This window comes from Pararhizobium sp. A13, assembly GCF_040126305.1.
Lineage (GTDB): Bacteria > Pseudomonadota > Alphaproteobacteria > Rhizobiales > Rhizobiaceae > Pararhizobium.
This window is the reverse complement of record NZ_CP149512.1, coordinates 178,273-193,985: the sequence shown is the minus strand read 5'-3', so window position 1 is coordinate 193,985 and position 15,713 is coordinate 178,273. Positions and strand designations below refer to the sequence as shown.

The following is a 15,713-nucleotide window of genomic DNA, read 5'->3' as shown; positions in this document are numbered from 1 at the left end:
CATCTGGTCCTGGCGCTCTCGCCCAGGATCAACCCGTTTGTTGGCGAAGGCGAACTTGCCCTCATAGGTCTGCAATTTTTGAGCGACTATCCGGCAAGCGGCGCGACGGCGCCGGCAATTCCCATGACTGACAACAACAACAACAACTAGGGCGATAGGGGCGGGGTATGGCAACGACCATTGGCACAAGCAGCAACGACAATCTGGTCGGCGGTAGCGGAGACGACGTGCTGTCGGGGGGTGCTGGAGACGATCGCCTGAATGGCGGGTCAGGTGCCGATACGCTCGATGGAGGCAGTGGTTTCGACACGGTCCTGGGCGGATCAGGAGCGGACATCCTTATCTACCGAGCGTGGGAAAACCAGTACAAGATTGGTGGCCAAGTTTACGGCACAGGGACAACGATTGGACAGGCGACATTTTCTGGCTACGACGTTTACGACGGCGGCAACGGCAATGCTGCGAAAGGCACCGCCGAAATCGATAAGCTCGTTATCTATCTTAGTAATGCGCAATTACTTAATTCGTCGTTCATGGCAGCATTGAATGCTGAAGTCACTCAGTTTCGAGCCTTTATTGCCGCTAACTCGAACGCGAATACCGGCCAGGCGGGTCAAGCAGAATTCACCTTCACGAGCATTAATCTGAAAGTCTCCGCGATCGAGCAGGTTTCATTCACTCTCGATCCAACTTCGCCCGTCGGCTTCAATGATACCAACGCAGCGGACGCGGTGCGCGAGGCCGGCGTTGGCCCGGGGAATACGCCGTTTCCGGGGGATTCCACGGCGGCAGGTAATGTGCTGGTCAACGACACGGATTCCGACAATGGCCAGGCGTCGCTGGTTGTGTCGGCGGTCCGGACGGGTCCGGAATCCGGATCTGGAACTGCCGGCACGGTCGGATCTGCATTGGTGGGCACCTACGGCTCACTGACCTTGAATGCCAATGGCACCTATACCTACAACCTCAATAACAGCGATGTGGACACCAATGCGCTGGCCGACGGGGTCACAGTCACTGAGCTGTTTACGTACACCGTCCGTGACCCGCACGGACTTACCGATACTGCACAGCTTACTATCACTATCACCGGGACGAACGATATTGTCTCAATTACCAGCGGCGCTCAGAATGGCGCCGTGGTCGAGGATGCCGACACCACTGCTTTGCCGACCGATTCCCTCAACGCCGCCGGCACCATTTCCTTCACCGACGTCGACCTCACCGACGGCCACACCGCGTCGTTCGCCCCGACCGCCGGCGAAACTGCGCTCGGCACCTTCTCGCTCGACCCTGCCAGTGAAGCCGCGAACGCCGCCAACGGCTCGGTGCAGTGGCGCTACGCCCTCAACAACGGGGCTTCGCAGTACCTCGCTGCCGGCCAGAGCGTGGTCGAGCATTACACCGTAACGGTCAACGACGGCCACGGCTCGACGGCAACGCAGGTCGTAACGGTGACCATCACCGGCACCAACGATGCACCGGTCGTGGCGGCGACGGACGTCACCGGCGCGGTCACCGAGCAGGTCACCCCGGTCGGCAACCTCACCGACACCGGCACCCTTGCCTTCACCGACGTCGACCTCACCGACGCCCACAGCATCAGCCCAACGATCACGGCCTCGGCCGGCGCCCTCGGCGCTCTCACCGCCAGCGTCACCACCGACACCACCGGCTCCGGCCTGGGTGGCGTGATCACCTGGAACTACAGCGTCGCCGATAGCGACGTGGAGTACCTCGCCAAGGACCAGACCAAGGTCGAGACCTTCACCATCACCCTCGACGATGGCAACGGCGGCACCGTGGATCGCACGGTTTCGGTGACCATCACCGGCACCAACGATGCACCGGTCGTGGCGGCGACGGACGTCACCGGCGCGGTCACCGAGCAGGTCACCCCGGTCGGCAACCTCACCGACACCGGCACCCTTGCCTTCACCGACGTCGACCTCACCGACGCCCACAGCATCAGCCCAACGATCACGGCCTCGGCCGGCGCCCTCGGCGCCCTCACCGCCAGCGTCACCACCGACACCACCGGCTCCGGCCTGGGTGGCGTGATCACCTGGAACTACAGCGTCGCCGATAGCGACGTGGAGTACCTCGCCAAGGACCAGACCAAGGTCGAGACCTTCACCATCACCCTCGACGATGGCAACGGCGGCACCGTGGATCGCACGGTTTCGGTGACCATCACCGGCACCAACGATGCACCGGTCGTGGCGGCGACGGACGTCACCGGCGCGGTCACCGAGCAGGTCACCCCGGTCGGCAACCTCACCGACACCGGCACCCTTGCCTTCACCGACGTCGACCTCACCGACGCCCACAGCATCAGCCCAACGATCACGGCCTCGGCCGGCGCCCTCGGCGCCCTCACCGCCAGCGTCACCACCGACACCACCGGCTCCGGCCTGGGTGGCGTGATCACCTGGAACTACAGCGTCGCCGATAGCGACGTGGAGTACCTCGCCAAGGACCAGACCAAGGTCGAGACCTTCACCATCACCCTCGACGATGGCAACGGCGGCACCGTGGATCGCACGGTTTCGGTGACCATCACCGGCACCAACGATGCACCGGTCGTGGCGGCGACGGACGTCACCGGCGCGGTCACCGAGCAGGTCACCCCGGTCGGCAACCTCACCGACACCGGCACCCTTGCCTTCACCGACGTCGACCTCACCGACGCCCACAGCATCAGCCCAACGATCACGGCCTCGGCCGGCGCCCTCGGCGCTCTCACCGCCAGCGTCACCACCGACACCACCGGCTCCGGCCTGGGTGGCGTGATCACCTGGAACTACAGCGTCGCCGATAGCGACGTGGAGTACCTCGCCAAGGACCAGACCAAGGTCGAGACCTTCACCATCACCCTCGACGATGGCAACGGCGGCACCGTGGATCGCACGGTTTCGGTGACCATCACCGGCACCAACGATGCACCGGTCGTGGCGGCGACGGACGTCACCGGCGCGGTCACCGAGCAGGTCACCCCGGTCGGCAACCTCACCGACACCGGCACCCTTGCCTTCACCGACGTCGACCTCACCGACGCCCACAGCATCAGCCCAACGATCACGGCCTCGGCCGGCGCCCTCGGCGCCCTCACCGCCAGCGTCACCACCGACACCACCGGCTCCGGCCTGGGTGGCGTGATCACCTGGAACTACAGCGTCGCCGATAGCGACGTGGAGTACCTCGCCAAGGACCAGACCAAGGTCGAGACCTTCACCATCACCCTCGACGATGGCAACGGCGGCACCGTGGATCGCACGGTTTCGGTGACCATCACCGGCACCAACGATGCACCGGTCGTGGCGGCGACGGACGTCACCGGCGCGGTCACCGAGCAGGTCACCCCGGTCGGCAACCTCACCGACACCGGCACCCTTGCCTTCACCGACGTCGACCTCACCGACGCCCACAGCATCAGCCCAACGATCACGGCCTCGGCCGGCGCCCTCGGCGCCCTCACCGCCAGCGTCACCACCGACACCACCGGCTCCGGCCTGGGTGGCGTGATCACCTGGAACTACAGCGTCGCCGATAGCGACGTGGAGTACCTCGCCAAGGACCAGACCAAGGTCGAGACCTTCACCATCACCCTCGACGATGGCAACGGCGGCACCGTGGATCGCACGGTTTCGGTGACCATCACCGGCACCAACGATGCACCGGTCGTGGCGGCGACGGACGTCACCGGCGCGGTCACCGAGCAGGTCACCCCGGTCGGCAACCTCACCGACACCGGCACCCTTGCCTTCACCGACGTCGACCTCACCGACGCCCACAGCATCAGCCCAACGATCACGGCCTCGGCCGGCGCCCTCGGCGCCCTCACCGCCAGCGTCACCACCGACACCACCGGCTCCGGCCTGGGTGGCGTGATCACCTGGAACTACAGCGTCGCCGATAGCGACGTGGAGTACCTCGCCAAGGACCAGACCAAGGTCGAGACCTTCACCATCACCCTCGACGATGGCAACGGCGGCACCGTGGATCGCACGGTTTCGGTGACCATCACCGGCACCAACGATGCACCGGTCGTGGCGGCGACGGACGTCACCGGCGCGGTCACCGAGCAGGTCACCCCGGTCGGCAACCTCACCGACACCGGCACCCTTGCCTTCACCGACGTCGACCTCACCGACGCCCACAGCATCAGCCCAACGATCACGGCCTCGGCCGGCGCCCTCGGCGCCCTCACCGCCAGCGTCACCACCGACACCACCGGCTCCGGCCTGGGTGGCGTGATCACCTGGAACTACAGCGTCGCCGATAGCGACGTGGAGTACCTCGCCAAGGACCAGACCAAGGTCGAGACCTTCACCATCACCCTCGACGATGGCAACGGCGGCACCGTGGATCGCACGGTTTCGGTGACCATCACCGGCACCAACGATGCACCGGTCGTGGCGGCGACGGACGTCACCGGCGCGGTCACCGAGCAGGTCACCCCGGTCGGCAACCTCACCGACACCGGCACCCTTGCCTTCACCGACGTCGACCTCACCGACGCCCACAGCATCAGCCCAACGATCACGGCCTCGGCCGGCGCCCTCGGCGCCCTCACCGCCAGCGTCACCACCGACACCACCGGCTCCGGCCTGGGTGGCGTGATCACCTGGAACTACAGCGTCGCCGATAGCGACGTGGAGTACCTCGCCAAGGACCAGACCAAGGTCGAGACCTTCACCATCACCCTCGACGATGGCAACGGCGGCACCGTGGATCGCACGGTTTCGGTGACCATCACCGGCACCAACGATGCACCGGTCGTGGCGGCGACGGACGTCACCGGCGCGGTCACCGAGCAGGTCACCCCGGTCGGCAACCTCACCGACACCGGCACCCTTGCCTTCACCGACGTCGACCTCACCGACGCCCACAGCATCAGCCCAACGATCACGGCCTCGGCCGGCGCCCTCGGCGCCCTCACCGCCAGCGTCACCACCGACACCACCGGCTCCGGCCTGGGTGGCGTGATCACCTGGAACTACAGCGTCGCCGATAGCGACGTGGAGTACCTCGCCAAGGACCAGACCAAGGTCGAGACCTTCACCATCACCCTCGACGATGGCAACGGCGGCACCGTGGATCGCACGGTTTCGGTGACCATCACCGGCACCAACGATGCACCGGTCGTGGCGGCGACGGACGTCACCGGCGCGGTCACCGAGCAGGTCACCCCGGTCGGCAACCTCACCGACACCGGCACCCTTGCCTTCACCGACGTCGACCTCACCGACGCCCACAGCATCAGCCCAACGATCACGGCCTCGGCCGGCGCCCTCGGCGCCCTCACCGCCAGCGTCACCACCGACACCACCGGCTCCGGCCTGGGTGGCGTGATCACCTGGAACTACAGCGTCGCCGATAGCGACGTGGAGTACCTCGCCAAGGACCAGACCAAGGTCGAGACCTTCACCATCACCCTCGACGATGGCAACGGCGGCACCGTGGATCGCACGGTTTCGGTGACCATCACCGGCACCAACGATGCACCGGTCGTGGCGGCGACGGACGTCACCGGCGCGGTCACCGAGCAGGTCACCCCGGTCGGCAACCTCACCGACACCGGCACCCTTGCCTTCACCGACGTCGACCTCACCGACGCCCACAGCATCAGCCCAACGATCACGGCCTCGGCCGGCGCCCTCGGCGCTCTCACCGCCAGCGTCACCACCGACACCACCGGCTCCGGCCTGGGTGGCGTGATCACCTGGAACTACAGCGTCGCCGATAGCGACGTGGAGTACCTCGCCAAGGACCAGACCAAGGTCGAGACCTTCACCATCACCCTCGACGATGGCAACGGCGGCACCGTGGATCGCACGGTTTCGGTGACCATCACCGGCACCAACGATGCACCGGTCGTGGCGGCGACGGACGTCACCGGCGCGGTCACCGAGCAGGTCACCCCGGTCGGCAACCTCACCGACACCGGCACCCTTGCCTTCACCGACGTCGACCTCACCGACGCCCACAGCATCAGCCCAACGATCACGGCCTCGGCCGGCGCCCTCGGCGCCCTCACCGCCAGCGTCACCACCGACACCACCGGCTCCGGCCTGGGTGGCGTGATCACCTGGAACTACAGCGTCGCCGATAGCGACGTGGAGTACCTCGCCAAGGACCAGACCAAGGTCGAGACCTTCACCATCACCCTCGACGATGGCAACGGCGGCACCGTGGATCGCACGGTTTCGGTGACCATCACCGGCACCAACGATGCACCGGTCGTGGCGGCGACGGACGTCACCGGCGCGGTCACCGAGCAGGTCACCCCGGTCGGCAACCTCACCGACACCGGCACCCTTGCCTTCACCGACGTCGACCTCACCGACGCCCACAGCATCAGCCCAACGATCACGGCCTCGGCCGGCGCCCTCGGCGCCCTCACCGCCAGCGTCACCACCGACACCACCGGCTCCGGCCTGGGTGGCGTGATCACCTGGAACTACAGCGTCGCCGATAGCGACGTGGAGTACCTCGCCAAGGACCAGACCAAGGTCGAGACCTTCACCATCACCCTCGACGTGGCAACGGCGGCACCGTGGATCGCACGGTTTCGGTGACCATCACCGGCACCAACGATGCACCGGTCGTGGCGGCGACGGACGTCACCGGCGCGGTCACCGAGCAGGTCACCCCGGTCGGCAACCTCACCGACACCGGCACCCTTGCCTTCACCGACGTCGACCTCACCGACGCCCACAGCATCAGCCCAACGATCACGGCCTCGGCCGGCGCCCTCGGCGCCCTCACCGCCAGCGTCACCACCGACACCACCGGCTCCGGCCTGGGTGGCGTGATCACCTGGAACTACAGCGTCGCCGATAGCGACGTGGAGTACCTCGCCAAGGACCAGACCAAGGTCGAGACCTTCACCATCACCCTCGACGATGGCAACGGCGGCACCGTGGATCGCACGGTTTCGGTGACCATCACCGGCACCAACGATGCACCGGTCGTGGCGGCGACGGACGTCACCGGCGCGGTCACCGAGCAGGTCACCCCGGTCGGCAACCTCACCGACACCGGCACCCTTGCCTTCACCGACGTCGACCTCACCGACGCCCACAGCATCAGCCCAACGATCACGGCCTCGGCCGGCGCCCTCGGCGCTCTCACCGCCAGCGTCACCACCGACACCACCGGCTCCGGCCTGGGTGGCGTGATCACCTGGAACTACAGCGTCGCCGATAGCGACGTGGAGTACCTCGCCAAGGACCAGACCAAGGTCGAGACCTTCACCATCACCCTCGACGATGGCAACGGCGGCACCGTGGATCGCACGGTTTCGGTGACCATCACCGGCACCAACGATGCACCGGTCGTGGCGGCGACGGACGTCACCGGCGCGGTCACCGAGCAGGTCACCCCGGTCGGCAACCTCACCGACACCGGCACCCTTGCCTTCACCGACGTCGACCTCACCGACGCCCACAGCATCAGCCCAACGATCACGGCCTCGGCCGGCGCCCTCGGCGCTCTCACCGCCAGCGTCACCACCGACACCACCGGCTCCGGCCTGGGTGGCGTGATCACCTGGAACTACAGCGTCGCCGATAGCGACGTGGAGTACCTCGCCAAGGACCAGACCAAGGTCGAGACCTTCACCATCACCCTCGACGATGGCAACGGCGGCACCGTGGATCGCACGGTTTCGGTGACCATCACCGGCACCAACGATGCACCGGTCGTGGCGGCGACGGACGTCACCGGCGCGGTCACCGAGCAGGTCACCCCGGTCGGCAACCTCACCGACACCGGCACCCTTGCCTTCACCGACGTCGACCTCACCGACGCCCACAGCATCAGCCCAACGATCACGGCCTCGGCCGGCGCCCTCGGCGCCCTCACCGCCAGCGTCACCACCGACACCACCGGCTCCGGCCTGGGTGGCGTGATCACCTGGAACTACAGCGTCGCCGATAGCGACGTGGAGTACCTCGCCAAGGACCAGACCAAGGTCGAGACCTTCACCATCACCCTCGACGATGGCAACGGCGGCACCGTGGATCGCACGGTTTCGGTGACCATCACCGGCACCAACGATGCACCGGTCGTGGCGGCGACGGACGTCACCGGCGCGGTCACCGAGCAGGTCACCCCGGTCGGCAACCTCACCGACACCGGCACCCTTGCCTTCACCGACGTCGACCTCACCGACGCCCACAGCATCAGCCCAACGATCACGGCCTCGGCCGGCGCCCTCGGCGCTCTCACCGCCAGCGTCACCACCGACACCACCGGCTCCGGCCTGGGTGGCGTGATCACCTGGAACTACAGCGTCGCCGATAGCGACGTGGAGTACCTCGCCAAGGACCAGACCAAGGTCGAGACCTTCACCATCACCCTCGACGATGGCAACGGCGGCACCGTGGATCGCACGGTTTCGGTGACCATCACCGGCACCAACGATGCACCGGTCGTGGCGGCGACGGACGTCACCGGCGCGGTCACCGAGCAGGTCACCCCGGTCGGCAACCTCACCGACACCGGCACCCTTGCCTTCACCGACGTCGACCTCACCGACGCCCACAGCATCAGCCCAACGATCACGGCCTCGGCCGGCGCCCTCGGCGCCCTCACCGCCAGCGTCACCACCGACACCACCGGCTCCGGCCTGGGTGGCGTGATCACCTGGAACTACAGCGTCGCCGATAGCGACGTGGAGTACCTCGCCAAGGACCAGACCAAGGTCGAGACCTTCACCATCACCCTCGACGATGGCAACGGCGGCACCGTGGATCGCACGGTTTCGGTGACCATCACCGGCACCAACGATGCACCGGTCGTGGCGGCGACGGACGTCACCGGCGCGGTCACCGAGCAGGTCACCCCGGTCGGCAACCTCACCGACACCGGCACCCTTGCCTTCACCGACGTCGACCTCACCGACGCCCACAGCATCAGCCCAACGATCACGGCCTCGGCCGGCGCCCTCGGCGCCCTCACCGCCAGCGTCACCACCGACACCACCGGCTCCGGCCTGGGTGGCGTGATCACCTGGAACTACAGCGTCGCCGATAGCGACGTGGAGTACCTCGCCAAGGACCAGACCAAGGTCGAGACCTTCACCATCACCCTCGACGATGGCAACGGCGGCACCGTGGATCGCACGGTTTCGGTGACCATCACCGGCACCAACGATGCACCGGTCGTGGCGGCGACGGACGTCACCGGCGCGGTCACCGAGCAGGTCACCCCGGTCGGCAACCTCACCGACACCGGCACCCTTGCCTTCACCGACGTCGACCTCACCGACGCCCACAGCATCAGCCCAACGATCACGGCCTCGGCCGGCGCCCTCGGCGCCCTCACCGCCAGCGTCACCACCGACACCACCGGCTCCGGCCTGGGTGGCGTGATCACCTGGAACTACAGCGTCGCCGATAGCGACGTGGAGTACCTCGCCAAGGACCAGACCAAGGTCGAGACCTTCACCATCACCCTCGACGATGGCAACGGCGGCACCGTGGATCGCACGGTTTCGGTGACCATCACCGGCACCAACGATGCACCGGTCGTGGCGGCGACGGACGTCACCGGCGCGGTCACCGAGCAGGTCACCCCGGTCGGCAACCTCACCGACACCGGCACCCTTGCCTTCACCGACGTCGACCTCACCGACGCCCACAGCATCAGCCCAACGATCACGGCCTCGGCCGGCGCCCTCGGCGCTCTCACCGCCAGCGTCACCACCGACACCACCGGCTCCGGCCTGGGTGGCGTGATCACCTGGAACTACAGCGTCGCCGATAGCGACGTGGAGTACCTCGCCAAGGACCAGACCAAGGTCGAGACCTTCACCATCACCCTCGACGATGGCAACGGCGGCACCGTGGATCGCACGGTTTCGGTGACCATCACCGGCACCAACGATGCACCGGTCGTGGCGGCGACGGACGTCACCGGCGCGGTCACCGAGCAGGTCACCCCGGTCGGCAACCTCACCGACACCGGCACCCTTGCCTTCACCGACGTCGACCTCACCGACGCCCACAGCATCAGCCCAACGATCACGGCCTCGGCCGGCGCCCTCGGCGCCCTCACCGCCAGCGTCACCACCGACACCACCGGCTCCGGCCTGGGTGGCGTGATCACCTGGAACTACAGCGTCGCCGATAGCGACGTGGAGTACCTCGCCAAGGACCAGACCAAGGTCGAGACCTTCACCATCACCCTCGACGATGGCAACGGCGGCACCGTGGATCGCACGGTTTCGGTGACCATCACCGGCACCAACGATGCACCGGTGCTGAGCGATACGACCAATCCGACAGCAGTCGCCGAACTGACTGATGCCTCGGCGCAGAACCTGGCGGCGATCACGGGCAATTTCTCGGTAAGCGATCTCGACGTTGGCGATACGCTGACGCCCAGCGTCGTGGGCAGCCCGACGGTGCTGCTCAATGGATCAGCCTTCACATTGCCGGCGGGCGCTGCGGCGCTGACGGCGGGTGGCGCGTTCACGCTTACGGGGGCGACTTCGACCGGCGGCGCGGTCAACATCGGCTACAACTACGATCCGGCGGCGGCCAACCTCGACTTCCTACGCGCTGGCCAGAGCCTGACCATCACCTACGTCGTGCAGGTCAATGACGGCACGACGTACTCGGGCACGCAGGACGTGACCTTCACTATCACCGGCAGCAACGACGCGCCGGTGCTGAGCGACACGACCAACCCGGCTGCGGTTGCCGAATTGGCGAATGCCTCGGCGCAGGATTTGGCGGCGATCACCGGCAGCTTCGCCGTCAGCGACCTGGACGTGGGCGACACCCTCACCGCTTCGGTGGTGGGCAGCCCGACGGTCCTGCTCAACGGCAACTCCTTCACGCTGCCGGCAGGTGCGGCGGCACTAACGGCGGCCGGTGCGTTCAGCATCTCGCCGCTGACACAGACCTCCAACGGCGGCCCGGGCACGGCGATCGGCTATACCTACGATCCGGCGGCGGCGAACCTCGACTTCCTTCGCGAAGGCCAGAGCCTGACCATCACATACGCGGTGAAGGTCAATGACGGAACGACGGACTCCGCCACCCAAGACGTCACCTTCACCGTCACCGGCACCAACGATGCACCGGTGCTGAGCGATACGACCAATCCGACAGCAGTCGTCGAACTGACTGACGCCTCGGCGCAGAACCTGGCACCGATCATCGGCAACTTTGCGGTGAGCGACAAGGACATGGGCGACACCCTCACCGCTTCGGTGGTGGGCAGCCCGACGGTCCTGCTCAACGGCAGCGCCTTCACGCTGCCGGCAGGTACGGCGGCACTAACGGCGGCCGGTGCGTTCAGCATCTCGCCGCTGACGCAGACCTCCAACGGCGGCACCGGCACGGCGATCGGCTACACCTACGATCCCGCGGCGGCGAACCTCGACTTCCTTCGCGAAGGCCAGAGCCTGACCATCACCTACGTCGTGCAGGTCAATGACGGCACGACGAGCTCGGGCACGCAGGACGTGACGTTCACCATCACCGGCACCAACGACGCGCCGGTGCTGAGCGACACGACCAACCCGGCCGCGGTTGTGGAACTGACGGATGCCTCAGCGCAGAATCTGTCGCCGATCACAGGCAATTTCTCGGTCAACGATCTCGACGTTGGCGATACGCTGACGCCCAGCGTCGTGGGCAGCCCGACGGTGCTGCTCAATGGATCAGCCTTCACATTGCCGGCGGGCGCTGCGGCGCTGACGGCGGGCGGCGCGTTCACGCTGACGGGGGCGGCCTCGGTGGGCGGGGCGGTTAACGTCGGCTACAACTACGATCCGGCGGCGGCCAACCTCGATTTCCTCGCCGCAGGCGCCAGTTTAACCATCACCTACGCCGTGAAGGTCAATGACGGCACGACAGACTCCGCCACCCAGGACGTCACTATCACCATCACCGGCACCAATGACGGGCCAACTGCAGTAGGCGCCAACGTGATTACTGATCTTGCTCTCGGCAATGTCATCGCCATACCGGAGTGGGCGCTACTTTCCAACGATAAGGACCCGGAAGGCAACCCAATCGTGGATGTCGCGGGCATCGGAACTGCAACGGGTGGAAGTGTAACTCACACGGCCGGTACCGGAACAAATGGAACGGTAAACTTTATAGATGCTGCGCCCGCGGGAGGCACGTTCACGTATACGGCCACAGACGGGACGACCACCGGTGCTCCCGGCACTGTCAATGTCAGCCAGGACTCTGGGACGACACTCGACGGAACCGCCGGCGACGATATCCTCATTAGCGCGGGGTCAGGCACCACGCTGGTCGGTGGAACCGGTGACGACGTTCTCATCAGCGCCAATGGTAATGACCTCTACCGCTTCGGCCTGGCGGACGGCCAAGACATCGTGTCAGATACTGGGAGTGGCAGTGATGACATTGAAGTCGTGACAAGTTCCGCGAGCACCGATGTTGGTACTTTGAATTTCGAACGGGTAGTAAACGACCTAGTCGTCAATGTTGGGACAACGGAGATCACAATTAGGGACCATTTTGTCGGCAGCGGCAACGTCGAGGACTTAACATTTTCCAATGGAGGAACGGTATACGGATACAATCTCGGTACTGCTGCTTACAGTTTACTTACAGTCCTAAGCGGCAGCGGGTCGTCCCAAGACGCAATTGCTTCGAGCTCTGCCGGGCAGACATTGACTGGCAACAACGGAAATGACCTCCTGTTCGGAAACGGCGGCATCGACACGATCAATGGCGACAATGGAAACGATCTTTTGGTCGGAGGAGCCGACGACGACATCCTCAACGGCGGCGGCGGCAATGACTGGCTGATGGGCGGGGCGGGCAACGACGCGATCGACGGTGGCAGCAACATCGATCTAATCGACTTTGCCGATGGCACTTCCGGCGTCACGTTCACCCTAATTCAAAGCAGCAGCAACACGGTATTCAATGCCTCTGCGGCTGGTCTTGGGACCGATACCTATAAGAACATGGAAGGCGTCGTCGGAACAAATTTTGCTGACACGCTAAACGGTTCGAGTTCGGCCGACATACTAATGGGCCTCGAGGGGATCGACACGATCAGCGGCAACGCAGGCGATGATACGATCACCGGAGGGGCCGGTCAGGATATCTTAACCGGTGGCGCCAACAACGACACGTTTGTCCTCAATGGCACGACAGCTGACTTCGATGTAATTACCGATTTCGTGAGTGCTAACGACACCCTCAGTTTCACAGGCTTCTCATTGGCCAATAACGCCCTTGGGGTGATCAACCAAGTAAGAACGGTTACAGTCACCGGGGGCGCGGGAAACACCATTTCGAGTGCGGACTTGGTTGTCTACAACATCGCCGCCGATAGCGTTGACTCCGGGACGGAGGTCGACAACCTTCTCGCCACCCAGAATAACACATTTAACGGCGGGGTTTTCGTACTGGCGTATTCGGATGTTTTGGCGAGCAACCAAGTTGCGCTGTACTATGATTCAGACGCCAATACCAGCGGCACAGCTGCGAGTCTTGTTGCGGTGTTCACGAATTACACGAATGTGACGACGGCAGGCGTACCAAGTGCTACGGCCGATTACGTTCTGGCCCCCGCTGGCGTCGCCGGCGCGCCGATCAATCTGGGCTTGACCAACCCCGCCGGTCACGTCGGCGTGGTTACGCTGACAATCGCCGGTGTGCCATCGGGCTGGACGTTGAGCGAAGGCACCGACAACGGTGATGGCACATGGTCGGTGCAGACCAATGACGTCTCCGCGCTCACGGCTACTTCGCCCCATAGTTTTTCGGGGGCGGTAAAGCTACACATGGCGGAGACCTGGAGCGACGGCAATGGCGGTACTGGACTTGTCATGATCTCCAACAACGTCGAAGTCTTCGCGCAGGGCAACCCGATCTACGCGCTCTCGGATGTGGATCACCTCACCGGCTCCAGCGGCGCCGACCTCTTCGTCTTCGGCCAGCCGATCTCGCACGACACGCTGCACAACTTCGACGCGGCGGCCGACAGGATCGACCTGATCGACTTCGACGGTGTCAATGGGTTCGGCGATCTCGTCATCGTCGATGACGGCAGCGGCAATGCCGTCGTCACCATCAGCTCCGGAGAGACGATCACCGTGCAAGGCGTTTCGGGCTCCGAACTCGGCGCCGGCAATTTCCTCTTCAACCAGGAGCCGGTCACCCACAATGCCGGGACGATGTCGATCGCCGACGGCGCGATCATGCCGCTCGGCGGCACGATCGACAACACAGGTACGATCGCGCTGAACGGTGCGGGCTCAACCACGCAGATCGAGGTGATCGCCAGCGGCATAACGCTGCAAGGGGGGGGCCAGATCGTTCTGTCCGACAGCGATGCGAACCTGATCTCGGGCGCGGCCGCCGATATCGCCCTGACCAATGTCGACAACATAATCTCTGGCGCCGGCCAACTGGGTGGCGGGCTGCTCGGCCTGAACAATCAGGGCACGATCATTGCAACCGGCTCCAACGCACTGGTCATCGACACCGGGGGCAGCACCGTCGTCAACTTGGGAACGCTGGAGGCGACTGGGTCGGGTGGTCTGGCAATCAACGGTGCCGTCGCCAATTCCGGACTGATCTGGGCCAATGGCGGCGACGTCACGATCGGCGGTCAGGTCACCGGCGACGGCGATGCCATCATCGGAAACATGTCCCAGCTGGAATTTCACGCCGCCTCTTCCGCAGATGTCATTTTCGGGGTGAATGCAGCCGGCACATTACGGCTGGACGATTCATTTGACTTCAGCGGCACCATCGCCGGCATCACCAATGATGACAAGCTAGATCTCGGAGATATCTGGTTCAGCACCGGAACATCCGCTGTCTATCAGGCAAACCAGGATGGGAGTGGAGGAACGCTGCTCATTTCGGACGGCACTCATGATGCCACACTCCACCTGATCGGCGCTTACGATACGGGCACTTTCACGCTAGCCGACGACGGCACTGGCCGGACCGTGGTCGCGTATAATCCAGCGGACGGCTTCCACTTCGTCTGACGCTGAAAGCCGCAGGCTCCAATGTGATAGCGGGCGCCGGATTAATCCGGCGCCCGCTTCACATCCAAGCTTCCGATATCCAGGAGGCGGGGCGGGCCTATCTCTCCCGGAAGGCGCGCTTGGAACGAGTCCACAAGTGGTTTGGCCAGGTAGGCCAGAAACGTTCGTTCGCCGGTTGAGATGAATGTTTCGACCGGCATGCGTGGATATAATGTGTTGTTCATAGTCTTTGCAGATCTGCCCCGGTAGAGGACAGGCGCAACATTGTTACCAACTGTAGCGACACGAGCGGAGATCAAAAGCAACAAACGCTGCAAAATCGCAGGTGCAACACCCCGCCTTGGCCTAGTAACGCCAGAACCCCTGCGCTAGTGGGCGAATGCATCACTCACTCACCCAGCTACAGAGCCGAAGCCGCACTCTTTGGAACTTAAAGCGCACATTCTCTTCACATACCAAATTGGCGTTGCGCCGAAGGTTTTTGCCGACATCTCAATCATAACGCCAGATTGTCCGCCTATGAAAGCCGTTTTGAGCGGCCTTTTCCCTTGGTAAGTGCAAATCGATCCACGAGGGTGGATATCCCTATAGTTGTATTTAAATGGCAAGTTGAAACTGAAGCTGCCGTTGTCGGCTGTTGGCCTGGTATCCGGGCTTTTGGCAGCTTGCTTAATTGTGCCGAGGTTTCGCTGGGAAAATAGTT

At 64.5% G+C, this 15,713-nt stretch carries 2 protein-coding genes; both read left to right on the top strand.

Going from position 1 to position 15,713, the window contains the following annotated elements; all coding sequences use genetic code 11:
- Positions 1 to 167: 167 nt before the first annotated feature.
- A complete protein-coding gene (locus tag WI754_RS29525) occupies positions 168 to 6,581 on the top strand; it encodes a VCBS domain-containing protein (protein WP_341486572.1) in 6,414 nt (2,137 codons plus the stop codon).
- A complete protein-coding gene (locus WI754_RS29520; protein ID WP_341486571.1) occupies positions 6,560 to 15,010 on the top strand; it encodes a VCBS domain-containing protein in 8,451 nt (2,816 codons plus the stop codon). Before WI754_RS29525 ends, WI754_RS29520 begins: the two co-directional genes overlap by 22 nt.
- Positions 15,011 to 15,713 lie beyond the last annotated feature (703 nt).